This is a genomic window from Bradyrhizobium oligotrophicum (assembly GCF_051168495.1).
Lineage (GTDB): Bacteria > Pseudomonadota > Alphaproteobacteria > Rhizobiales > Xanthobacteraceae > Bradyrhizobium > Bradyrhizobium oligotrophicum_A.
This window is the reverse complement of sequence record NZ_JBNPVB010000013.1, coordinates 160,723-183,351: the sequence shown is the minus strand read 5'-3', so window position 1 is coordinate 183,351 and position 22,629 is coordinate 160,723. Positions and strand designations below refer to the sequence as shown.

Annotated in this window: 25 protein-coding genes, 1 tRNA gene and 1 riboswitch; of the genes, 12 read left to right on the top strand and 14 right to left on the bottom strand. The window is 65.6% G+C overall.

The window, feature by feature from the left end; translation table 11 throughout:
- Window positions 1-115: 115 nt before the first annotated feature.
- Window positions 116-385, bottom strand: a complete 270-nt coding sequence (locus tag ACQR1B_RS23840) for a hypothetical protein (RefSeq protein ID WP_434834002.1) — start codon at window positions 383-385, stop codon at window positions 116-118.
- A 278-nt stretch (window positions 386-663) separates the two neighbouring features.
- Between ACQR1B_RS23840 and ACQR1B_RS23835 the strand changes: the two genes are divergently transcribed.
- A complete protein-coding gene (locus ACQR1B_RS23835; protein ID WP_434834001.1) occupies window positions 664-825 on the top strand; it encodes a hypothetical protein in 162 nt (53 codons plus the stop codon).
- Between the two features lie 452 nt (window positions 826-1,277).
- On the top strand, window positions 1,278-1,664 hold the full coding sequence (locus tag ACQR1B_RS23830) for a hypothetical protein (protein ID WP_434834059.1): 387 nt from the start codon (window positions 1,278-1,280) through the stop codon (window positions 1,662-1,664).
- Between the two features lie 12 nt (window positions 1,665-1,676).
- On the opposite strand, the gene ACQR1B_RS23825 is transcribed toward ACQR1B_RS23830, so the two are convergent.
- Window positions 1,677-3,125, bottom strand: a complete 1,449-nt coding sequence (locus ACQR1B_RS23825) for a PepSY domain-containing protein (protein ID WP_434834000.1) — start codon at window positions 3,123-3,125, stop codon at window positions 1,677-1,679.
- 2 nt (window positions 3,126-3,127) lie between these two features.
- Complete coding sequence (locus tag ACQR1B_RS23820; protein ID WP_434833999.1) at window positions 3,128-5,041, bottom strand: TonB-dependent receptor; 1,914 nt, start codon at window positions 5,039-5,041, stop codon at window positions 3,128-3,130.
- Window positions 5,042-5,505: 464 nt separating this feature from the next.
- Window positions 5,506-5,696: riboswitch (cobalamin riboswitch) on the bottom strand.
- Between the two features lie 185 nt (window positions 5,697-5,881).
- Here ACQR1B_RS23820 and ACQR1B_RS23815 point away from each other — a divergent pair.
- Window positions 5,882-6,295, top strand: a complete 414-nt coding sequence (locus ACQR1B_RS23815) for a response regulator (protein WP_434833998.1) — start codon at window positions 5,882-5,884, stop codon at window positions 6,293-6,295.
- A gap of 134 nt (window positions 6,296-6,429) precedes the next feature.
- Complete coding sequence (locus tag ACQR1B_RS23810; protein ID WP_434833997.1) at window positions 6,430-6,852, top strand: group II truncated hemoglobin; 423 nt, start codon at window positions 6,430-6,432, stop codon at window positions 6,850-6,852.
- A 9-nt stretch (window positions 6,853-6,861) separates the two neighbouring features.
- Here the strand turns inward: ACQR1B_RS23810 and ACQR1B_RS23805 are convergent, their stop codons facing one another.
- From ACQR1B_RS23805 to ACQR1B_RS23785, 5 genes are all read right to left on the bottom strand, one after another.
- Window positions 6,862-7,056 (bottom strand): hypothetical protein, encoded by a 195-nt coding sequence (locus tag ACQR1B_RS23805; protein ID WP_434833996.1) that lies wholly within the window; start codon window positions 7,054-7,056, stop codon window positions 6,862-6,864.
- 51 nt (window positions 7,057-7,107) lie between these two features.
- Complete coding sequence (locus ACQR1B_RS23800) at window positions 7,108-7,494, bottom strand: NUDIX hydrolase (RefSeq protein ID WP_434833995.1); 387 nt, start codon at window positions 7,492-7,494, stop codon at window positions 7,108-7,110.
- Window positions 7,495-7,654: 160 nt separating this feature from the next.
- Window positions 7,655-8,191 carry a hypothetical protein gene (locus tag ACQR1B_RS23795; protein ID WP_434833994.1) on the bottom strand — a complete coding sequence of 179 codons (537 nt, stop codon included), beginning with the start codon at window positions 8,189-8,191 and terminating at the stop codon, window positions 7,655-7,657.
- Between the two features lie 620 nt (window positions 8,192-8,811).
- A complete protein-coding gene (locus ACQR1B_RS23790) occupies window positions 8,812-8,991 on the bottom strand; it encodes a hypothetical protein (protein ID WP_434833993.1) in 180 nt (59 codons plus the stop codon).
- Window positions 8,992-9,005: 14 nt separating this feature from the next.
- The gene (locus ACQR1B_RS23785) at window positions 9,006-9,257 is read right to left on the bottom strand and encodes a hypothetical protein (protein WP_434833992.1); all 252 of its coding nucleotides are present in this window, start codon (window positions 9,255-9,257) and stop codon (window positions 9,006-9,008) included.
- Between the two features lie 371 nt (window positions 9,258-9,628).
- Between ACQR1B_RS23785 and ACQR1B_RS23780 the strand changes: the two genes are divergently transcribed.
- The gene (locus ACQR1B_RS23780) at window positions 9,629-9,982 is read left to right on the top strand and encodes a DUF6481 family protein (RefSeq protein ID WP_434833991.1); all 354 of its coding nucleotides are present in this window, start codon (window positions 9,629-9,631) and stop codon (window positions 9,980-9,982) included.
- 121 nt (window positions 9,983-10,103) lie between these two features.
- Here the strand turns inward: ACQR1B_RS23780 and ACQR1B_RS23775 are convergent, their stop codons facing one another.
- Window positions 10,104-10,343 (bottom strand): pentapeptide MXKDX repeat protein, encoded by a 240-nt coding sequence (locus ACQR1B_RS23775; RefSeq protein ID WP_434833990.1) that lies wholly within the window; start codon window positions 10,341-10,343, stop codon window positions 10,104-10,106.
- A 362-nt stretch (window positions 10,344-10,705) separates the two neighbouring features.
- Here ACQR1B_RS23775 and ACQR1B_RS23770 point away from each other — a divergent pair, with 362 nt between their 5' ends.
- From ACQR1B_RS23770 to ACQR1B_RS23760, 3 genes are read left to right on the top strand one after another with little or no spacing between them, the layout of a single operon-like run.
- Window positions 10,706-11,728, top strand: coding sequence for a TRAP transporter substrate-binding protein (locus ACQR1B_RS23770; protein WP_434833989.1), 1,023 nt, complete (start codon window positions 10,706-10,708; stop codon window positions 11,726-11,728).
- A 3-nt stretch (window positions 11,729-11,731) separates the two neighbouring features.
- Entirely contained in the window at window positions 11,732-12,280 is a 549-nt protein-coding gene (locus ACQR1B_RS23765; protein ID WP_434833988.1) for a TRAP transporter small permease, read from the top strand.
- A complete protein-coding gene (locus ACQR1B_RS23760) occupies window positions 12,277-13,635 on the top strand; it encodes a TRAP transporter large permease (RefSeq protein WP_434833987.1) in 1,359 nt (452 codons plus the stop codon). Before ACQR1B_RS23765 ends, ACQR1B_RS23760 begins: the two co-directional genes overlap by 4 nt.
- A 67-nt stretch (window positions 13,636-13,702) precedes the next feature.
- Here the strand turns inward: ACQR1B_RS23760 and ACQR1B_RS23755 are convergent, their stop codons facing one another.
- Genes ACQR1B_RS23755 through ACQR1B_RS23745 form a run of 3 tightly spaced genes read right to left on the bottom strand, consistent with a single transcriptional unit; the run spans window position 13,703 to window position 18,247 of the window.
- Entirely contained in the window at window positions 13,703-14,608 is a 906-nt protein-coding gene (locus ACQR1B_RS23755; RefSeq protein WP_434833986.1) for a hydroxymethylglutaryl-CoA lyase, read from the bottom strand.
- Window positions 14,609-14,630: 22 nt separating this feature from the next.
- Complete coding sequence (locus tag ACQR1B_RS23750) at window positions 14,631-16,637, bottom strand: acetyl-CoA carboxylase biotin carboxylase subunit (RefSeq protein WP_434833985.1); 2,007 nt, start codon at window positions 16,635-16,637, stop codon at window positions 14,631-14,633.
- 2 nt (window positions 16,638-16,639) lie between these two features.
- On the bottom strand, window positions 16,640-18,247 hold the full coding sequence (locus ACQR1B_RS23745; RefSeq protein WP_434833984.1) for a carboxyl transferase domain-containing protein: 1,608 nt from the start codon (window positions 18,245-18,247) through the stop codon (window positions 16,640-16,642).
- A gap of 326 nt (window positions 18,248-18,573) precedes the next feature.
- On the opposite strand from ACQR1B_RS23745, the gene ACQR1B_RS23740 reads away from it, so the two are divergent.
- Together ACQR1B_RS23740 and ACQR1B_RS23735 are read left to right on the top strand one after the other, a co-directional pair.
- The gene (locus ACQR1B_RS23740) at window positions 18,574-19,206 is read left to right on the top strand and encodes a TetR/AcrR family transcriptional regulator (protein ID WP_434833983.1); all 633 of its coding nucleotides are present in this window, start codon (window positions 18,574-18,576) and stop codon (window positions 19,204-19,206) included.
- Between the two features lie 12 nt (window positions 19,207-19,218).
- Window positions 19,219-19,707 (top strand): Lrp/AsnC family transcriptional regulator, encoded by a 489-nt coding sequence (locus tag ACQR1B_RS23735; protein WP_434833982.1) that lies wholly within the window; start codon window positions 19,219-19,221, stop codon window positions 19,705-19,707.
- Between the two features lie 76 nt (window positions 19,708-19,783).
- On the opposite strand, the gene ACQR1B_RS23730 is transcribed toward ACQR1B_RS23735, so the two are convergent.
- Window positions 19,784-20,089, bottom strand: coding sequence for an ETC complex I subunit (locus ACQR1B_RS23730; protein WP_434833981.1), 306 nt, complete (start codon window positions 20,087-20,089; stop codon window positions 19,784-19,786).
- Window positions 20,090-20,312: 223 nt separating this feature from the next.
- Between ACQR1B_RS23730 and ACQR1B_RS23725 the strand changes: the two genes are divergently transcribed.
- Both ACQR1B_RS23725 and ACQR1B_RS23720 read left to right on the top strand, forming a co-directional pair.
- A complete protein-coding gene (locus ACQR1B_RS23725; RefSeq protein ID WP_434833980.1) occupies window positions 20,313-21,455 on the top strand; it encodes an OpgC domain-containing protein in 1,143 nt (380 codons plus the stop codon).
- 170 nt (window positions 21,456-21,625) lie between these two features.
- Complete coding sequence (locus tag ACQR1B_RS23720) at window positions 21,626-22,030, top strand: translational machinery protein (RefSeq protein WP_434833979.1); 405 nt, start codon at window positions 21,626-21,628, stop codon at window positions 22,028-22,030.
- 473 nt (window positions 22,031-22,503) lie between these two features.
- Here the strand turns inward: ACQR1B_RS23720 and ACQR1B_RS23715 are convergent.
- Window positions 22,504-22,580 (bottom strand) — tRNA-Pro (locus tag ACQR1B_RS23715).
- Window positions 22,581-22,629: the final 49 nt, after the last annotated feature.

Sequence of the window (22,629 nt, the reverse complement as noted above, 5' to 3'; positions counted from 1 at the left end):
GACTGCTTCTCCTGTCGCTCTGTGCTGCAGCGAGCGGAAGTCTTTGAGCCTGTGCAAAGCGCCAAAGACTCCTGCGGCGCGCTGCAAGAGCCCTCGGTGCAGACATTGATCCGCTTTATTGCGAGGTGACCCGTCGCGCGCCCGCCTCCTTCATGATCCCTTCGACGCCGGCCGATTGCTCGCCATGACAATCGACGGACACCTCGATCTCGCCCTCGAGCTCGGGCGCGCCCTGCTTGTCGACGCCAGGATGGCCGCTCTCGACGTCGGCGCCGGCGGCTTGCGAGCCCGCGCTGTTGGCAGTGCCGGACGCATGAACGAAGACGTCGGTGCGGGCGATACCATGGTCCTGTACCCAGATGCTCGACGGCGAGCTCGGCCGCACGGCGCGTGGCGAAATGACCGATGATCGTGCGTTCCATGCATCTCTCCCAGGGGGGCGTCCGGCGCGAGCCGGCTTCTGCAGGTTCGAACGCATGCCACGCGCGCGACGTTCCATGATCGCATGCGATAACTCCTTGGGCATCGGCGCTCACCCATCGCAACAACATCTCACATCCTGAAATCAAAGCTTCGCAAAAGCGCCCCATCCACGGCGTGTCCTCGCCGGCGTTGCCGCACGTCCTGCGTCGGCGTCACCGGCTTCGATCATGAGGTCTACCTATGCAGTCAACGCCCAGACGGACCCGCGCCACCCTTGCGATGCTCGCCGTTCTCGTGATCGGCAACCTCGTCGTCATTTTCGCGTGGCCGTCGCATTGTGCCGATCATCCCCATCTGGCGATCGGCGGCACGATCTGGATCTCGGGCTGCAGCGAGCATTGAAAGCGGGCGTGACGCAGCCCGATGCTGCCGGCGACGAGCGCTCGACGACAGCCGGCTGAGCGTGTTCGACGCGTCTGTTGCAGCACCACGGCCAACGCCAACGCGGCCCATCAGTTGAGTTGCGGTCCCGCGCGCGCATGAAGCCGCGTCACCCTCGTTCGACGATTTCCTCATGGCCAATTCCTCATGGCCAAGCGCACGCCGCTGCCGACCACCGGCCACCACGACAGGGGCCTCCCGCCTGCCAGCCATGGTGGCGGTCAATGGCGGCATGCCCTGTCGCTGGTCCGGCCCCGGCGCGGAGGCCCGACCGGGCGGCCGACCTGTAAAACACCTCTAAACCGGCCGTCTCGAGCGTCACCCTTGACGAACCAGCCATAAACCGGCCAAACATTGCGCCAAAATGTCGCGGTGGAGGTGATCCCATCATGAGACACGTCGACGGCACTGTGATGTTCCTCAGCCTATGGCTGCTGGCATCCATGATCCTTGACGCCCTGACACCGCCCGAGCTGAACTTCTACATGATCGGACCGATCATCGCGCCGGCCGTGATCATTACCGGATTCCTGTACTGGCTGCGCATCCCCTCCCGCGACTTCGTACTGGTGTCCGCGGCGATCTGGATGGTCTGCGAAATGATGCTCGAGATGATCACGCCCAAGCCGCTGTCGCCGTTGCTGGCGGTGGCCGCCGTCGCGCCGCTGCTGGTGGCTGGGATCCTGATGCACATCCAGCATTGGCGCCGCCCGGGCGGCCGCGCGCGCCCCTCCGACGCGGCCTCGATCACGGAGCTGCCGGCCTCCTCCAATGCCATGCCGAGCCGGCATCCGTTCTGACCGACGGCCGGGTCAGCGGCGCAGGACGCGCCAGCCGGCCACGACGCCGCTGACCGAGACGATCCCGCCGAGCAGCGACAGCACGATGACGACGACGTCCCAGGCCGGCCGATGCGCCAGTAGCAGTCGGAAATCCAGACTGTGCAGCGCGTTGAACAGCCAGCGATAGGTCCGCCGGCTGCCATCGGTGCGGCCGAGCACATCACCGGTGACCGGGCTGATGTGAAACCATGTCCCCGCCTCGTCGTCGAACACGGCGCGTAGCACCGGCAGCTCGCGCGGCTGATGATGCGCGTACCAGTAGGAATCGTACTGTGAGAGCATCTGCGTGGTTGCCAGCTGCGCGCTCGGCATGAGCTTCCGGGCAGCAACCAGCAGCCGCTCCGGCTCGAGCCGGACCACCTCGCCCGTTGCCGGATCGACGGGTGTCTGCACGCCGTCGCGCGAGGTGACGATCATCAGCGTCGTTCCATCGAGCCAGGTGAAGCGCGCCTCGACGGCGTCGCGCGGCGTCCCGGCCGGCAGCCTCGCTGCAATGTCGGGCGCCTCATGGCCGGCATAGCGCAGCATCGCCTCGCGCGCGGTGCCGCGATTGGGAAAGGACTCACCGGGATTGAGCGACAGCCAGCCCGAGAACGTCCACGTCAGCACCAACGATCCGGCGATCAGGCCGGTGACGTGATGCCATGCCATCCAGCCGCGATACGGCGTGACCCGACCGCTCGCGTAGCGGCTCCTCAGGCGCACGCGCAGAAGGCCGATCCAGATTCCGCTGATGCCGACGATGAGACAGATGCCGGAGATCCACAGCACCACGCTGCGCCATAAGGCCCCGTCCTTGCGCATCACGGTCGGATAGATCCAATGCGGGATCGCACCAAGCCAGTTCCAGAGGCGCTCGGAGCGGTTGGTGTCGAGCGCGATCTCGCCGGTGCGCGAGGAGACGTAGAGCTCCGTATCAGCGTCATCGCCAAGTTTGATGAGATAAAACGGCCGTAGCGGATCGTAGCGGGCGGTGACGCTCCATTGGTCGCGCTCGACCATCCCACCGAGCTGGAGAGCCCGGCTCGCCGCGTGACGGCGCGCCACAGCGAGCGCCTGCTGCTCCGAAATATCCGTGATCATGCGGCCATCGACGGCAGACAGCGTGCGCCGGCTGCCATCCCAGCCGACCAGCCGATACACCGGCTCGTCGCCGAGCATCGACAGCCGCAGATCGCGCGGAAACGACGTCGCCCCTGCCCTGCGCAGCGCCGCATCGGGCGTCAGCGCGACCGCACTCCATTGCAGGTCGGGCAACGCCGCCAGCCGCTCCTTCTCGGAGAGGCCGGGAAAGCCGACATACATCATCACCACGCCCGAGGCGAACCACATCGCGAACAACAGGCAGGTGACGATGCCGACCCAGCGGTGGCCGAGATACAGCCACCGCCGCGCCGTTCGAACGAACCGGCGGCGCACGCTCAGAACTTCAAATTGACGGCGAGCTGGGCCGTCCGCGGCTGGCCGAGCAGCCACTGCGTCGTCCCGCCCGACGTCGCATAGATCTCGTCGAACAGATTATAGACGCGCAACGAGACCGTGGTGTTGCGATCGGGCTTCCATTGCACGCCGGCATTGACGACCGTGTAGGCCGGCCGCGCCAGCGTGTTGGCGTTGTCGGCGTAGGTTCTGCCGACGATCTGGACGCCGGCATTGGCCGACCAGTTCGGCGCAAACGCCCAGGTCGCCCAGACGTTGGAGACCGTCTGCGGCACGTTGACCGGGACATTGCCGGCATAGTTGACGGCGGCGCCGCCGACCGACTGAACGAAGTCGTCATATTTCGCGTGCAGCAACGCGGTGTTGGCGTCGATCCGCCAGCCATGGTCGAGCGCAAGGCCGATCGAGGCTTCGACGCCGCGCGAGGATTGCTGGCCGACCTGAACCGTGACGGCCGGGTTGTTGGGATCGCGCGCGAGCAAATTGTTCTTGACGATCTCGTAGGCGGCGAGCGTCCATTCGCCCCGGCCGTCCCAGAACGACTGCTTGACGCCGAGTTCGACCTGCCTGCCGCTCGACAGCGCAAAATCCCGGTTGGCTGCCGACATCGTGATCAGGTTGCCCACTGGGTCGACCGCGACCGAATACTGGCCGTAGAAGGCCAGATCCTTGATCGGCGTATAGACGGCGCCGGCGCGCCAACTGGTGGCATGGTAGGATTTCTCATAACCGTTGCCCGGCGTGACATAGTCGGTGCGCGCGATCGTCGGCTCGTCCTGCCGGATGCCGCCGATCAGCGACAGCTGGTCGGTCACCGACAGGCGGTTCTCGGCGAACAGGCCGTATTGGTTGGTCGTGCTGCCGAAGCCAGGGACGGTGCGATTGGGGCTCGAGAACACGTCGGGATCGACGTCGTACGGCGCGACCGACGACGTGCCGCCATAGGGCGAGTTGTTGGTGTGGGTGAAGCTGATGTTGTTGACGTCGAAGCCGGCCACGAATTCGTTGGCCATGCCGAAGACATGGCCGCGGAAGATCGCATCGAAGCGGTCGCCGACCTGCTGCTGGTCGTGGAAGATCTCGATGTAGCTGCTGCGGTCGATGCGTCCCGTTTTGGCATTGTAGGCGTAGCTCTCCACGTCCTTCCAGTGCCGCCGGCTGTTCAGGTAATAGAGCGTGTTGCGAACGACGATGCCGTCGGCGACCTGCCACTCCGTCTTCACCTGATTCCAGCTGTCCTGATAGCGGATGCTGCTGTCGCCGACATTGTAGTTCTTGAAGCGCAGCGCCTCCAGGATCCGGCCGTCGACCAGCGGCGTGCCGAAATAGCGCGAGGGGCTGCGGTCGCCATAGTCCGTGGAAATCGTCCAGGTCACGTCCTCGTTCTGCTTGACCTGAACCGCCGCATGCAGCGCGACGTTCGAGGTCCTGTCGCGATCGACCCAGCCGTCCGACAGGTTGCCGGTGGCGGTGATGCGATAGGCCACGTCCTTGCTGACCGGGCCGCCGCTGTCGACGGCGATCCGTCGCGTCATGTTGCTGTCGAGCGACACCTCGGCCTGGTTGCGCTGAACCCATAGCGGCAGCTTCGAGACGACGTTGACGGCGCCGCCGATCGCGCCCTCGCCATACATCACCGACGCCGGGCCGCGCAGCACCTCGATGCGCTCGGCCGACCAGGTGTCATAGGGAAAGGTCAGCGTGCCCGAGCCGACGTAAAGACGCGTGCCGTCATAGAGCGTCATCACCGACCCGTTTCCAGTGAAGCCGCGGGTGTTGAAGGACAGTCCGCCATTGCCGGGCGCCGGACTCGCCGTGAAGCCGGCCGCGTTCTGGGTCACCGCATCGATCACGTTCTGCTGGCCGCGCTCGGCGATGGTCTCGGCCGAGATCACGTCGACGCTCGCGGGCGTTTGCAGACGTGTGAGGCCGAGGCGGCTTCCCGTGGATGTCGTCCCGCGGAGGTTCAGCGTGGGGGCGGCGAATCCCGTCCCGGCCCGTGCCGCGACAGCGGCGCCGGTCCGCGGCTGCGTATCACGCTGTGGGTTCGTTCGGGCCGCGCGCCCGGACTCGCTCTGCGCGGCCCGCCGTCCGCGGGGCGAGGTGAGCGGCGGTTGGACCACCACGGGATCCAACGTCCAGGCAGGCCGGGCGCTTTGCGACCAGGCCTCCGACGGCAGCGACAGGCAGAACGGGACGAGGGACGACAACACGAGGCTGCATCGCTTCGATGCAGGGAAGACGGCGGAGCTCATCAGGACGACTCGCGATAACGTGGCACGTCACCGCAAGCAAAAGACTCCTCCCGCTGCACAGCGGTCGAATGCTTCCACCAGGACACCCCGCCCGATGTGCTCACGTGTGACCACGACTAACGGCAGGTCTCCTGGCTCACGGGTCACCGCCTTGTCGCCGCCTTCCCGGACCGAGATCCAGTGGCTGATGGCGAAGGCTCACCGCTTACAGTTGCGGGGGCAGCCGTGGCTTCGGGTCTCCCCTCACCACGTTCCCGTTTAATCCCCTAAAGGAACCGTCGGCATTACCGTAGGGGGAGGACTGGCAAGCTGTCAACGCCGCTCGAGGCGCGCTCCACGTCACCGTTTGTCCACAGGCGTGCACGCCGATGTGCAGATACTGCCGTAATTCTACGGAAGCGAAAATTTACGCCGAACTCAGAAACCGACTCTTAATCTCCGGCCGTCCATCAGAAGCCGACACATAGCTGCGCGGGGACCATGCTGAACGAACTTCTCGTGATCGAAGATGCCGACGTCCATCTGTCGATCCTGCGCAAGATCGCCGTGCAGGCGGGCTTTGCGACGACCGGCGTGAACTCGGTGGAAGGCGCCATGAACGTGCTGCGCCGGCGCAACTTCGAGTGCATCACGCTCGACCTGAACCTCGGCGAGCGTTCCGGCACGGAGGTGCTGCAGCTGCTGGCGGATATCAAGTCGCGTACGCCCGTCCTGATCATCAGCGGCTCTGACGACCAGACCCGCGATGTCACGGTCCGTGCCGGCAAGATCCTCGGCCTCAACGTCTACCCGCCGTTTTCCAAGCCCGTCGATCTCGCGCTGCTGCGTCAGACCCTGCGCCAGATCGCTGCCGACACCGATCGGCAACGGATCGTCAAGGCCAGCATCCGCTAGCGCAAGCAGCCATCGTTCGGCCGTGCCCGCGGCCGGTTCGCCGGCGCCCATCGGCATTCGGCCCTTGATTCAAATCAAGGCGCCGGACGCCCGCCGCCTATTGGCTGCGCAGGGGCGAACGGAAACGAGATGGAATGACGGCAGCCAATTCAGCCAGCGACGCAGCCGTGGTCGAGGCCACGCCTTACGAGCTCATCGGTGGGGAAGCAGGCGTCCGGCGCCTCGCTGAGCGCTTCTATACGATCATGGACGAGGAGCCGGATGCCAGCCGTATCCGGGCCATGCACGATGCCGACCTCGGACCGATCAAGCAATTGCTGTTCGAATTTCTCAGTGGGTGGCTGGGCGGTCCGCCGCTCTATTTCCAGCGGACCGAGCATCGCTGCATCATGTCTGCGCACCGGCCCTATCCGATCGGCGAAGCCGAGCGCGACGAATGGATGACGTGCATGCGCCGCGCGATGTTCGATTGCGACATCACCGGCGACATGTACGACCTGCTCGATCGAGCGTTCCTGCGCATGGCGAACGCGTTCCGGACGAGACCTGTGGGCTGAACCTGCGGTTCAGTCGTTCTTCTCGGTGGATTCGCGCGCCAATCGCTCGGCCCGTAGGCGCTCACGATTTTTATAGAAGGCCCGCTGGGCCTCCTCGTGGTCGCGCATGGCCTGCTCGGCATCGGCCCTGCGCACGGCGTCGCGCGCCCGACGCTCTTCAGGCGTGAGGACGCGTGGCGGTCTGGCTGTGCTTTCGTAAGTCATGGAAACATAACGCCCCGCCCCCGGAAACGTTCCCGGGCAGCGGTCATTGATCTATTCGGCTTTGCGCGGAAACAGACGGTCGCGGATGTAGCGCGACGTGGGCGTCAGGCTGAGGCCGTAAGGCTTCTGCCATACCGCCCGGTCGATCTCCTTCTTGTCGCCGATCTCGAGCCGTCCCTTGGCATATTTGGCGATGAAGATGGCATCGCTCATCTTGCGCCCCGACCGCTTGTTCTTGGCGGTGACTTCCTTCCACAGCCGCAGCCGGCCGAGCTTCAGCTTCGGAAGCTCCTCCTTGATCTCGCGCTTGAGGCAGTCCTTCGCGGTTTCCCGCGCCCGCTTGCGGCCGCCCGGGAACATCCAGCGTCCGTCGACACGGCGCCGGACCAAAAGGACCTTTCCGCCCTTGGCGGCAACCAGCTTGGAGGCCTTCGTCATGGCTCCGGAAACTTTCACCTCAGACGTGCAATGAAGCGGAGCGTATCAGGATTCGTTCCAAGTCCCGCTCCGCACCTTTGCGGAGCTTCGGTCGTGATTCGAAATATGGCGCACACCGCCGCACGCGCCGGCTTGCGGAGCCGCGGCGATCCGATTGGATTCAGTAGCAGGAGCGCGGATCGACCGCGACATACTCTCCCGACGGGTACCGATAATAGCAATTGCCTTGCGACAGGTAATAGCCAGGCCGCGCTGCGGCGGTCGCGCCGGCGATCGCCCCCGTGGCCCCGCCAAGCACGGCGCCCGCGGCCGCTCCGCCCGCCTTGCCGGTCAGAATACCGCCGAGGACGCCGCCGATGATGGCCCCGCCCAGCGCGCTTGCGCCGGGATCCGGATCTGCCGGAGGCGGTGCCGGTTCATACGCGACCGGCGGCGGCGCGGCCTCATAGGCGGCGGCAGGCGCGTAGATGATATCGTCGGCATAGTCGTCCGAGACATAGGTCGGCGGCCCCTGCATCGGCTCAGGATAATAATACCAGACGCCGCCGACGTCCCACCACCAGCCCTGCCGGCCGTGATGGACCGCATGGTGCCAGCGACCGCCTTCCCAGCCGAGCCGGCCGCGATAGGGCTGCCCGCCATAGTCGCGCACACCGATCGCACCGCGGGCATAGCGCGCATCCGGTCCCCGGCCCATTGCGGCGGGTCCAGGTCCATGACCGGGCCCATGTCCGGATCCGGGCCCGCGGTCATAGCCTGCTCCCGGCGGACGTCCCTGCTGCTGCGCCACCGGCACCGGAGGACGGCCCTGAGGTGGCATTGCGGCCCGCGGCGGCGGTCCGCCCGGCTGTGCTGCAATGGGGCCCTGTTGGCGCGGCGCCGGTTGCGCCTGGGCTGCGGGCTGTTGCCCACCCGGCCCCTGACGAACGACGGCCGGCGGGCGACCAGGCACCGGATGGCCCGGACCCGCCTGGTGGTCCGGGCCGGGTCCCTGAGCGTGTCCTGGCGCCGGCCATGCGACGGCCGTCAGGAGAGCCAAGGCCGGCAGCCACGATCTGGTCTGGTCGAACAACGTCATGCCTGCCTACCCCTGCTCGCCCCGCCATCTGTCAACTTGCCGTCCAGGCCAGGGCATGGCTCGCCGTCATCGGCTGGACACCGTGCGGCGCTCTCGGCTGCACACTCTGCGCGACAAACCGGTAGAAACGCGACAATTTTGCGACCGGGCCGATTCTCGGCACTGAGGATACGCGAAAACGGTGCTGATTCGCCGCTACGAACCGACGCAGGGGCATCCAGCAGCCGCCACCGCCGGCATCAGCGCTCGGGCGCAATGACGTTGCAGTTGGTCCGGCCGGACATCAGGCAATCCTGCATCTTGCTCGCCGACGTCAGGCTGTGGGCCAGCCAGAGGCCGAATCCGACCATGATCGCCGCGAAGGCCAGCGCTGCGATCGCGCCGCCTCGGCTTCCGCCCTCGTCGTCCTGCCTGCTCATGCGGTCTCGCGCCTCTAGACGGGGCGCTGGTCTGCCGCTGCGCCATGCGGCTCCTGGTGGTGGCGCGACGCTGGCGTGATCGGCGCGACCCGCGTACAGCTCGTCACCCAGAACAGCTGTCCGCATTCCCATTCCGCCCCCAGCACACCGGTCGGAACCGGGGCAGGACGGGCGAGGACCGCGGTCACTACGCAGACGCTGACCACGAGACCAACCAGCGCGAGGACGAGCGTCATGCGCCCGCGCCCCCGAAACAGAGAGGTCATACCGTTAAACTCCGTTGGACGTCGCACCCGAATGGTGCGCCAGTGCCCGCGAGGTGTGAGGCAATTCACATCCGGCCGACCTTGGTCGGCGTGGCGGGGGCTGCTTACATAGCGCCGAGCGAGCGCCATGCAAGCACCAAGCATGCCCGATGTGGGGGAGTGGCGATAAAGCATTTGTCATCGACGTATGCGATCCTATACACACTGCCTCGCGTCATCCCCTCGCTCCTGTTCACGGTATCGTGGACGACCTGCCAGGCGGCGCACGCAGCCCCCTACGACCACACCCCGACGGGCTACACCCTGACGGACCACACTCTGACCGCCCGCACCCTGATCGACCACACAAGTAGCGAAGTGACGACGTCTCCATGAGAGGATTCAAGGAACCTGGATTTGCCGATCGGCAGAAGGCCGCGCAGCAGGCCCGCCAGAGCATCGTTCAGAAGTTCAAATCGCAGCCGGGACCGAACGATCCCGAAGTCGTGAAGCGCCGGCAGGAGCGTGAAGCCGCTGCCGCCCGACGCGAGCAGCAGCGCCTCGAGCGCGAGGCCGCCAAGGCCGAGCAGAAGCGGCTCGAGGAAGAGGCGAAGGCCGCCGAGGCCATCCGCCTCGCCCGCGAGGCGGAAGAGTTTGCCGCCCGACAGGCCGAGATCGAGGCCGAGCAGAAGGCCAAGCGCGATGCGCGCTACGCCGCGCGCAAGGCGCGTGGAAAGAAGAAGTAAGACCGAAGAAGTAAGACCAGAGGCGCCAGGGCGACGAGTTCGAAGCGAGCCGTCGCCATGGCGCCTTCGGTCGGTCGCGAGACGACCGGCCCAAACTCGGATGTGATCGCGACGACCCGGCTCAGTTCTTCTTCATCATGCCGTCGTCCTTCTTCATCCCGTCCTTGGACATCGCATCGTCCTTCTTCATGCCGTCCTTGGCCATCGTGTCCTTCTTCATGCCGTCGTGAGACATCGCGCCTTTCTTCATTGCATCGTCCTTGCCCATCTTGTCCTCCGCAAAGGCGGCCGGCGCAGCGGCGACGCTGATCGCGACAGCGGCGACGGACAAAGCGAGGATGAGGCGGTTGCGAGAAGTCATGATGATCGCTCCTTCGAGGTGCGGGGTTGGACGGCGATCGATGCGCCGCTCCTCGATATCGACGTTGCGCGCAGGGCGCTTGTTACGGCCCGCCGGAATTATTTCCATCGATCAATTTTAATTCGAGTTCTGCGGTGTTTGTAACCTCGACACAATTTTGCCCGGCAAGCCGACGTTAGTGCAACCGCTGCATGGGACTCAGAGGCCGACATTTGCGCCGCAGCAATATGTCGCTTCCCCTGCATTTGACCTCGACGAACTGAATAGTTCGGTTAGAGGTAAATCCGGCAGTTTGGCTCGCACACGGCATGCCAACGAACCGGGGTCGGGAACCCAACCAGAAGTTGTCCAGGGGAAGTCTCATGCTCTCACGCCGTCACGTCATCGCCTCCGCGCTCGCCGCGCCGGCCGTCCTGCACTTCGGAACGGGCACGGCCCACGCAGCAACGACGCTGAAGATTTCTCATCAATTCCCGGGTGGAACCATCGACAAGGGCGACTTCCGCGACCGGCTCTGCCGGGTGTTCTCCGAAGAGGTCGCCAAGCGCTCCGGCGGCGAGATCGCCACGGAAATCTACCCCAACTCGTCGCTCATCAAGACGGTCGCGCAGTTCTCCGCCATGCGGAAGGGGGCGCTCGACATCAGCCTCTACCCGATGCCCTATGCCGGTGGCGAGGTGCCCGAGACCAACATCGGGCTGATGCCGGGTCTCGTCACCACCTACGAACAGGGCATGCGCTGGAAGAACGAACCGGTCGGCAAGGCGTTGAGCGACTTCCTCGCCGACAAGGGCATCATCCTGCTGACCTGGGTCTGGCAGGCCGGCGGCGTCGCCAGCCGGTCGCGTCCGCTGGTCGGCCCCGACGATGCCAAGGGCCTGAAGGTGCGCGGCGGCTCGCGCGAGATGGACATGGTGCTGCAGACCGCCGGTGCCTCCGTGCTCTCGGTCCCATCGAACGAGATCTACACCGCGATGCAGACCGGAGCCTGCGATGCCGGCATCACCTCCTCGACCAGCCTGATCTCGTTCCGGCTCGAGGAGGTCGCCAAAGCCCTCACCTCCGGCGCCAAGGCCTCGTACTGGTTCATGCTCGAGCCGCTGATGATGTCGAAGGCCGCTTTCGACAAGCTGCCGAAGAACCAGCAGGACATCCTGTTGGCGATCGGCGCGGAGATGGAGGCGTTCGGGCGCAAGGGCGCGCAGGAGGACGATATCGAAGTCGCCAAGGTCTATGAGAAGGCCGGCGCCAAGGTTGCCGAGCTCGACGTCGAGACCGTCAGCAAATGGCGCGACATCGCCCGCGACACCGCCTGGAAGGACTATGGCGGCAAGTCCGCGAACTGCGCCAAGCTCCTCAAGCTCGCCTCCGACGTCGCGGCCTGATTGATGCACGCGCCCGTCTCCGATAGCGAGGCCACGCCGAGCAGCGGCGCCAGCGGACCGCTGGCGCCGCTTCAGCGTGTGATCTCCGTCCTCAACAGCATCATCGTCGTTCTGGCCGCGATCGCTCTCATCGCGGCCTGCATCATCCTGAGCTACAGCGTGGCCGGCCGCGCGCTGTTCAAGGCGGCGAACTACTGGCAGGACGAGGCTGCCGTGTTCCTGCTGGTCGGCGCCACCTTCATGACTGCTGCCTACGTCCAGGAGCATCGCGGCCATGTCAGCATCGAGGCCTTCGTCGGCCTGATGTCGCCTCTCGCCAACAGGATCAGACTCTGGCTGGTCGATGTCGCGAGCTTCCTGTTCTGTGCCTTCTTCACCTGGAAATCCTGGACGCTGACGCACGAAGCCTGGGAGGACGGACAGGTCTCCAATTCGATGTGGTCACCGCCGCTCGCCATTCCCTACGGATTGATGGCCGCCGGCATGACCCTGCTCTGCATCCAACTGCTGCTGCAGATCGTGGCGGCGCCGCTGAGTGGAGCGCGTCGATGAGCGTGTTCGGAATCGGGCTCTCCTATGGGCTGGCGACGCTGTTTGCGATGTTCGCGGGCATGCCGATCGCGTTCGCGCTCGGCGCCGTCGCCGTGGTGTTCATGGCGATCTACATGCCGGCCGCGTCGCTCGATACGGTGACGCAGAACGTCTACGAGGAAATGGCGTCGATCACGCTGCTGTCGATCCCGCTGTTCATCCTCAAGGGCGCCGCGATCGGCCGCTCCCGCGCCGGCCAGGATCTCTACTCGGCACTGCATGCCTGGCTGCATCGCGTGCCCGGCGGCTTGGGCGTCGCCAACGTGTTCGCCTGCGCGCTGTTTGCCGCCATGGCGGGATCATCGCCCGCCACCTGCTCGGCGATCGGCTCGGCCGGCATCCCGGAGATGCGCAAGCGCGGCTACTCCGGCGGCTTCGCGGCCGGCATCATCGCCGCCGGCGGCACGCTCGGCATTCTGCTGCCGCCCTCGATCACGATGATCCTGTTCGCGATCGCAGCCGAGAAATCGCTGGGACGGCTGTTCCTGGCCGGCATCGGCCCGGGACTGCTGCTGGTCACCCTGTTCGGCGTCTATGCCGTCGTGCGCTTCCGCCAGGAATATGCGCGCGCGAAAACGGTCTATGAGAAATCGGGCACCTGGTCGGACATCCTGACCAAGGACGAATACACGATGGCGCAGCGCTTTTCCGTGCTGCCCCGCGTGATCCCGTTCGTGCTGCTGCTGACCGGCGTCATGGTCGCGCTCTATGGCGGGTTGGCGACGCCGTCGGAGACTGCAGGCCTCGGCGGCATCCTCGCGCTCGCGCTCATCGCGATGATCTACGGCGTCTGGCGTCCGGCCGATCTTGCGCCGATCATGAAGGCGACCTTGCGGGAATCGACCATGCTGATGCTCATCATCGGCATGTCGCTGCTGTACTCCTACGTGATGAGCTACCTGCACATCTCGCAGTCGGTCGCGGAGTCCATCGTGGCGATGCATCTGCCGCGCTGGGAGTTGCTTGCCGCCATCCTGCTGATGGTGGTCGTACTCGGCTTCTTCCTGCCGCCGGTGTCGATCATCCTGATGACTGCGCCGATCATCCTGCCGCCGCTGCGGGCGGCGAATTTCGACATCATCTGGTTCGGCGTGGTCATGACCATCGTCATGGAGATGGGCCTGATCCACCCGCCGGTAGGTCTCAACATCTTCGTCATCCGCAACGTCGCGCCGGACATTCCGTTGCGCGAGGTGATCTGGGGCACCCTGCCCTTCGTGCTCTTGATGATGGTCGCAGTTCTGCTGCTCTGCTTCGTGCCGCAGATCTCGACGGCCCTGCCCGATCTCGTGATGGGGCCGGATCAGAGCCGGTGATGGTCGCGAATGGCGAATAGGGAGTAGCGAATAGGGATTGACGATGACCTTCCCTACTCGCCATTCGCTACTCGCTATTCGCTCTCTTTGCATTCAAGGCAGCCGCGACGCGGCTGACCGGCGGACGGCCGAGCAGACGGCTGATCTCGTTGGTGGCCGCCAGCAGCTTGGTCATGTCGACGCCGGTCCTGATACCCATGCCTTCGAGCATGTAGACGACGTCCTCGGTCGCGACGTTGCCGGTGGCGCCCGGCGCGAACGGGCAGCCGCCGAGGCCGCCGGCGGCGGCATCGATGACGCGGACGCCCTCCTCCATGCCGGCATAGAGATTGGCCAGCGCCTGGCCGTAGGTGTCGTGGAAATGCATTGCCAGATGCGTGACCGGCACGTCGTCGCACACCGCGCGCAGCATCTCCTTGGCCTTCACAGGCGTGCCGACACCGATCGTGTCGCCGAGCGAGACCTCGTAGCAGCCGAGATCCCACAGCGCCTTCGCCACGTCCGCGACCGCCTGCGGCTTGATCTCGCCCTCATAGGGACAGCCGAGCACGCAAGAAACGTAGCCGCGCACCTTGATGCCGTCGGTCCTGGCATGCGCGATCACCGGCTTGAAGCGCTCCAGCGACTCCCCGATTCCGCAGTTGATGTTGGCGCGGGAGAAGCTCTCCGAAGCCGCAGTGAACACCGAAATGACTTTCGCACCCGCGGCCCGAGCGGCCTCATAGCCCTTCACGTTTGGCACCAGCACATGGAATTCGCCGGGCAGCGCCGCCACGCTGCGCATGACCTCGTCGGAACCCACCATCTGCGGAATCGCCTTGGGCGAGACGAAGGCGCCGACCTCGACCGTCGTCAGGCCGGCATCCACCAGCGCACGGACGAAAGCGATGCGATCGGCGACGCTGACGGAGGCCTTCTCGTTCTGCAGGCCGTCGCGCGGGCCCATTTCGATGATGCGCACGCTCTCGCTCATGCTGCCCTCTTCGGTTGAAGGATCAGGCGGAGGGTTCGACCTCCGCCAGCTCGACGCCTTCCTGCACGATGTCGCCGACCTTGCACTTGATTGCCTTCAGCACGCCTGCGAACGGCGCCCGCAGGGTTTGCTCCATCTTCATCACCTCGAGCGTCAGGATCGCCGCGCCCTTCTCCAGCACGGCCCCCTCCTGCGCCAGCAGCGCCACGACGGTGCCCGGCAAGGGAGCGACGATCTTGTCCTCGCCGCTGTGCTCCTCGTCGTCACCGCCGAACGGATCGATCCAGTGCAGATCGAAGCGGCCATTGCGGGTGCGAAGGTAGAGCTCGTGGCCCTCGATGACGGCCACCACATGGGACTTGATGCCGTCGCGCACAAGGTCGAAGCCGCCGTCATCGGTCGGAATGGCGGAGAATACCGTCGTTCGTCCGTCGATCGACACAGTCTGCACGCCCGGACCATAGGTCAGCGTCACGGTCTGCGGCTCCGCCCCGCTCCCCTGGCGCAACGAGAACACGCGCTGCCGCAGGCCGACCGGCATCCAGCCGGAGGAGCGCCATGGCGAGCCCTGCTCCTTGGCGGCGGCCTTCTGCTCGTCGATCAGAATGGCCGCGACCGCAGCGCACAGTTCGAGGTCCCCCGCCGCCGCGCCCGCCTCCGTCAGATGCGACAGATGCCGCTCGATGAAGCCGGTATCGATCGCATTCGCCTGGACATCCGGATGCATCAGCAGCGCCGACAGGAACGGGATGTTGCTGACGATGCCGCGCACATCGGTGTCTTCGAGGCCGCGATTGAGCCGCTCGATCGCGACCTCGCGCGTCGGCGCCCAGGCGATCATCTTGGCCAGCATCGCGTCGTAGTAGGGCGAGACAGCATCGCCTTCGCGGTAGCCGGCGTCGATGCGCAGGCCGCCGGTCTCCGCCGGTGTTCGCCAGGTCCTGATGGTGCCGACCGAGGGCATGAAGTTCTTCGCGGGATTTTCCGCGTAGACCCGCGCCTCGATGGCGTGGCCATTGAGCGTGATCTGGTCCTGCTTGAGCGGCAGCGCCTCGCCGAACGCGACACGCAGCTGCCATTCGACGAGATCGACGCCGGTGATCAGTTCGGTGACGGGATGCTCGACCTGCAGCCGCGTGTTCATCTCGATGAAGAACACGTCGCGGCCGTCGGAGACGAACTCGATGGTGCCGGCGCCGACATAGTTGACCGCACCGGCCGCACGGCGCGCCGCCGCGCACACCGTCTCGCGCTGCGCCGGTGACAGCGTCGGCGACGGCGCTTCCTCGATCACCTTCTGGTGCCGGCGCTGCAAGGTGCATTCGCGCTCGACCAGCGAGACCAGATTGCCATTGATGTCGCCGACGATCTGCACCTCGATGTGGCGCGGGTTCTGGACGTACTTCTCGATCAGCACGCGATCGTCGGAGAACGCCGCCTTGGCCTCGCGCTTGGCGCTGGTGACGGCATCGGCGAGATCGCCGGCCGCATTGACCACCCGCATGCCGCGACCGCCGCCACCGGCGGAGGCCTTGATCAGCACGGGAAAGCCGATCCGCGCGGCCTCATGGGCGAGCGTGGCCTCGTCCTGCGCCTCGCCATGATAGCCCGGCACAAGCGGCACGCCGGCCTGCTCCATCAGGAATTTGGAGCCGGACTTCGAGCCCATCGCGGTGATCATCGCCGCCGTGGGTCCGACGAACACCAGCCCGGCATCGAGACAGGCCTGCGCGAACTCGGCGCTCTCGGACAGAAAGCCATAGCCGGGATGCACGGCCTCGGCGCCGGTCTGCCGGGCAGCCTCGATCAGGCGTTCGATGTTGAGATAGGAATCACGGGCGCGCGCGGGCCCGAGCAGCACGGCTTCATCGGCCAGCGCGACATGCAGCGCGTTGCGGTCGGCCTCGGAGTACACCGCGACGGTCTTCAATCCCATCGCACGCGCCGTGCGGATGACGCGCACGGCGATCTCGCCGCGATTGGCGATCAGGAGCTTGCGGAAACGGCGATACAATCCCGGACGAGTCATGGTCACATCCTGAACAGGCCGAACCTGGTCGGCTCGACCGGGGCATTGGCGGCGGCGGACAATCCGAGCCCGAGCACGAGGCGGGTGTCGGCGGGATCGATCACGCCGTCGTCCCACAGCCGCGCCGTCGCGTAGTACGGATTGCCCTGCGCTTCGTATTGCGCGCGGATGGGCGCCCGAAACTTCTCCTCCTCCTCGGACGGCCAGCTCTCGCCCTTGGCTTCGATACCGTCGCGGCGGACCTGGCTCAGCACCATCGCCGCCTGCTCGCCGCCCATCACCGAGATGCGCGCATTCGGCCACATCCAGAGGAAGCGCGGCGCGTAGGCCCGGCCGCACATGCCGTAATTTCCGGCGCCATAGGAGCCGCCGATCACGACGGTGAACTTCGGGACGGACGCGGTCGCGACCGCCGTCACCAGCTTGGCGCCGTCGCGCGCGATGCCGCCGGCCTCGTACTTCTTGCCGACCATGAAGCCCGTGATGTTCTGCAGGAACACCAGCGGGATGTTGCGCTGGCAGCACAGCTCGATGAAGTGCGCCCCCTTCAACGAGCTCTCGCTGAACAGGATGCCGTTGTTGGCGATGATACCGACCGGATGGCCCCAGATATGGGCGAAGCCGCACACCAATGTCTGGCCATAGAGCTTCTTGAACTCGTCGAACTCCGAGCCGTCGACCACGCGGGCGATGATGTCGCGCACGTCGAACGGCTTGCGGCCGTCGGCCGGCACCACGCCGTAGATCTCCTCCGCCTGATAGCGCGGCTCGCGGACCTCGCGCATGTTGAGCACGGTGCGCGCGCCTGGCGGCTTCAGCGTCCCCACGATGCGGCGCGCGATGCCGATCGCATGCGCATCGTTCTGCGCATAGTGATCGGTCACGCCCGACTGCCGCGAATGCACGTCGGCGCCGCCGAGCTCCTCGGCGCTCACCACCTCGCCGGTCGCGGCCTTCACCAGCGGTGGACCGCCGAGGAAGATCGTGCCCTGATTGCGCACGATGATGCTCTCGTCCGACATCGCCGGGACATAGGCGCCGCCCGCCGTGCACGAGCCCATCACGACCGCGATCTGCGGAATGCCCGCGGCCGACATCTGCGCCTGGTTGTAGAAGATCCGGCCGAAATGCCGCTCGTCGGGAAAGATCTCGTCCTGCAGCGGCAGGAACGCGCCGCCGGAATCGACCATGTAGACGCAGGGCAGATTGTTCTGCCGCGCGATGTCCTGCGCGCGCAGATGCTTCTTCACCGTCATGGGATAGTAGGTGCCGCCCTTGATGGTGGCGTCGTTGGCGACGACGACGCATTCGCGCCCCGCGACGCGGCCGATGCCGGTGACGATGCTGGCCGAGTGCACGTCGCCGCCGTAGAGGCCATGGGCGGCCAGGGGCGACAGCTCCAGAAACGCGGTGCCGGGATCGAGCAGCAGGTCGACGCGCTGGCGCGCCAGCATCTTGCCGCGCGACAAATGCCGCTTGCGCGAGGCCTCGCCGCCGCCCTCGGCGACCTGCGCGAGCTTGCTGCGCAGCTCGGCCACGAGTGCGCGCATGGCGTCCGTATTGCGCGCGAAATCGGACGACGAGGGATCGACGGAGGAATGAAGCGTCATGATCGGCGTCTTCGTTGCTGGGGCCGGAGGAGGAGCCGTGGAGCGCGCGTCAGACCGCACGCGGCCGGGGAGACCGCTGCGACAGCGGGTGTATCATCTTTGCCGGCACGCTGTCCCTCCCTGCCCCTCGGCGACCACTGAGGGCCGTCCTTTATTCTCGAATTAAACGATCATACGTTTTTAAATTCTATTCTCAAGCGATTTGTTGTAGAGTTCGAGCCAATGAGCTTCTCTTTGAGAAGACGAGTGTTTTCGTACCCAGCAGGATGACGGGCCGTGTCGGGCCGCCTTGATCGGCGCCCCTATGATCGCCCGGCGAGGATGAGATGGCGCGCACGATCGGGTCGCATGGTCCGACGACGATGGAGGCGATCCGCAAGGCCGGCCTGCGGTTGATCTTCGAGCACGGCTATGAGGCGATGAGCCTGCGGCAGCTCGCCGCCGAGGTCGGGATTCAGCCAGGGTCTCTCTACAATCATATCAGCACCAAGCAGGAGCTGCTGTCGGACCTGATCCAGGACCACATCAACGACCTCCTGCGCGAGCTCGATTTGGCGCTGCGCGACAAGCAGGGCCCGCTCGAAAAGCTGCGGGCGTTCGTCGCCTTCCACGTCAGCTACCACATGACCCGGAAGCGCGAGGTGTTCATCGCCAATTCGGAGCTGCGCAGCCTCGATCCTCGCAACTATGAGGCGGTGGTGGCGCTGCGCGGCGCCTATGAGCGGCAGCTCGCCGACATTCTCACCGACGGCGTTTCGGACGGCGTGTTCGACGTGGTCGATATCCAGGTCGCAACATTCGCCATCATTGCCCTGCTGACCGGCCTGTGCAGCTGGTATCGTCCGGGCGGCCGGCTGACCAAGGATGCGATCATCGCCGCCCACGAAAAGCTGGTGCTCTCCGGTGTGATGCCGCGGAGCGCGCCGACCGGCGCAGGCTCCAGCGGCCCATCCGAATAGGCATCAGGCGAGATGACGCAGCGCCCCGAGCTCGACGAGATCGACCGCAGCATCCTGACGCAGTTGCAGGCCGACGGCCGCATCCGCATCAACGAGCTGGCCGAGCGGGTCGGAATCTCCCAGCCGAACTGCCTGCGTCGTGTCCGGGCACTGCGCAGCCACGGCGTCATCAAGGCGATCCGCGCCACCATCGACGAGCGGCTGCTCGGCTATGAGGTGGTCTCGTTCGTCACGATCCAGCTCGACAGCCAGCACCAGACGGCGCTCGAGGCATTCGAAGCCGCGATCGCGCCCCTGCCCTGGGTCCAGCAATGCTGGCGGCTGTCGGGGGATGCGGACTTCCTGCTGAAATGCGTCTCGCCCGGTGTCGAGGGCATGAGCCGGCAGCTGCGCCAGTTCGCCGCGCTGCCCGGCGTCCGCGCCATCCGGAGCTTTCCGGTGCTCGGCCAGTCGAAGGACGGTCCGGTGCCGATCCCGACCGGCCACGGCGCACCCGGATAGGCGACCGAGGCACGGTATCCGTGGCGTGGCCAAGAGATCGATGCCCCCCGGGTCCGTGGGGCAAAATCAGTGCGTTTCAGTGCGTCCAGGGCTCGCCACGGCGGAACGAGAAATTGTCGGCGTAGGCGATCTGCCGCTTCACCGGCTCTTTCGGCTCGATGACCTGATAGGGAATGCCCTTGCGCTCGCAATAGGCGATCGCCTCTTCCTTACTGTCGAAACGCAAGGTGAGCTGCTGCTTCATGTCCGACGAGGACGTCCAGCCCATCAGCGGCTCGACCGCGCGCGGCTGCTCCGGCTCATAGTCCAGCTGCCAGTCCCGGGTCTTGGCCTTGCCCGATTGCATCGCGTTCTTGGCGGGCTTGAAAATGCGTGCGGTCATGGCTGGAAGGGCCCTCGAAGCAGCGGTCGTGATGCGTTTGGCGGAAGCGGCCGGGATGGGGTACAGGCAAGTTTCGGCACGAACGGTGATTCCCATCCTGGACGTGACCGTCTATCGTGCTCCGTATAGTCATTCTGCCGTCCCGTGACAATCTCGGTCGATTGCCGCGGCGCCCCTCTGCTCCCCGAACGTTTTCCATTCAAAACAGTGCGTTGAAGCGGCCATGAAAATCAATGCCACGCTGCCCGACAGAGGGCGCGACCTTCGGCTCGACCTGTTCCGCGGGATCGCCAACTGGGCGATCTATCTCGACCACATCCCCGACAATGTCGTGAACTGGGTCACGACCCGGAATTACGGATTCAGCGACGCCGCCGACCTGTTCGTGTTCATCTCGGGCTATACCGCGTCCTTCGTCTATGCGCGCATGATGATCGACCGCGGCTTCATCGTCGGCGCAACGCGCCTGACCAAGCGGGTGTGGCAGCTCTACATCGCCCATATCGTGCTGTTCGTGATTTACATCGTCGCGATCAGCTATCTGGCGACCCGGTTCGGGGTCTCCGAGATCATCGACGAGTTCAATGTCGCCGGTCTGGTCGACCATGCCAGCGATACGCTGGCGCAGGGCCTGATCCTGAAGTTCAAGCCGGTCAATCTCGACGTGCTGCCGCTCTATATCGTGCTGATGGGCGTCTTCCCGCCGGTGCTCTGGTTGATGCTGCGCCAGCCGGACCTGACCATGATCGCCTCGATCGTGCTCTGGCTCGTGGCGCGCCAGATGGGCTGGAATTTCGCCGCCTACCCGGCCGGCACCTGGTACTTCAATCCATACTGCTGGCAGGTGCTGTTCGTGTTCGGCTCATGGTGCGCGCTCGGCGGCGCCCGTCGCTCGATGGGCATCATCATGGCGCCGGCCACGCTGTATTTCTGTCTGGCCTATCTGCTGTTCGCCCTGGTCATGACCATGGCCGGCCGCTTCCCGGACCTCGGCGCGATGTTGCCGCACTGGCTCTATTCGGCGTTCAACCCGAACGACAAGACCAACCTCGCGCCCTATCGCTTCCTGCATTTCGTCGTCATCGTGATCCTGGTGATCCGCTTCGTGCCCAAGGAATGGTCGGGCCTGGAGTGGAAGGGCTTCGACCCGCTCGTGGTCTGCGGCCAGCAATCGCTCGCGGTATTCTGTGTCGGCGTCTTCCTGTCCTTCATCGGCCATTTCACCTTGATGCTCAGCTCGGGCTCGCTGCTCGCGCAGATCCTGGTGAGCGCGGCCGGCATCGCGATCATGACGACCGTGGCCTACTACATCTCCTGGTCGAAGCGGCAGGACAAGCCGCTGCCAAAACCGCCCGCGCCCAAATGAGACGGCCTTTGCGAGGCGCGTGCGCGAGGCGGCGGGATCGGTTGACCTGCATCAAGCCCGGCGCGATCGGGGCTGGCTAAGGTCCGCATCACGAATGGTGCCGCCTGTCGCGGCGCTCGCTGTCGACGCGCATGCCGCCACGGCGGCGATTTGCTGACGAGGACCAGATCATGCCGACCCATTTCCATGCCGTCGTGTGGCTCGATCACAGCGAGGCCAAGCTGTTTCACATTGGCCTGACCGGCTCCGACGAACTGACGCTGCATCCGCATCTGCAGACCAAACATCTGCACCACAAGGCGAACGCGACCGGCAGCGGCCACGCGGCGCCCGACAAGCATTTTCTGGAGGAGATTGCGGGCGCGCTCAACGATGCCGGCGAGATCCTGATCATCGGCCCCGCGAGCGCGAAGACGGAGCTCGCCAAGCATCTGCGCGAGAAACATCCCGCGATCGGACAGCGCATCGTCGCCGTCGAGGCCGCCGATCATCCGACCGATCGCCAGATCGTGGCCTATGCCAAGCAGCACTTCAAGATGGCGCCGCCCCGGGTGGCCACGGGCACCGCGGGCTGAGCGGAACCGCCCTCGCGCCACAGAACCGATGGCTTCATTGTTGTCGCACCGGCCGCTGATCGCGGCCGGTGTCGTTTTTTGAAGCGCGACCCTCGCACTGTAGCCTGCGCGCAACGCCGGCCGCGCAGCGCGCCGAGCGCGGTCGCGGCGCGCCCCCCGCGGTTGATTTGATTTAGCGCAAAGACGCGAAACCGGGATTGCGATGAGGTCGGGGCTCGCGGATGTTCCTTCCCCGGATTCACCCGCACCACTTCGGATGCTCCCGGGTTTTGCCGCTGCGGGAGCATCCGGATTTTTTTCGGGTGCGGCGAGCGCTCTCAGGCCTCTTGCACGGCCGACATAGCGACATCTCGTGTCGGCAGCTCGCACCAACGCCGCGGCGATTTCCGTGTTTCGATCGATTGGCCGCCCTGCCGGGCCTCGATACCGCGCCGCCACCCGGCGCGCTCGGGCATGTTCACCGTGAGAGACGATGGTCGGGGCAGCTGGATTCGAACCAACGACCTGCAGTACCCAAAACTGCCGCGCTACCAGGCTGCGCTATACCCCGATGTCCTCGAAAGACCACGGTCGCCGAAGGACGACTGTCCTGGAAGGAC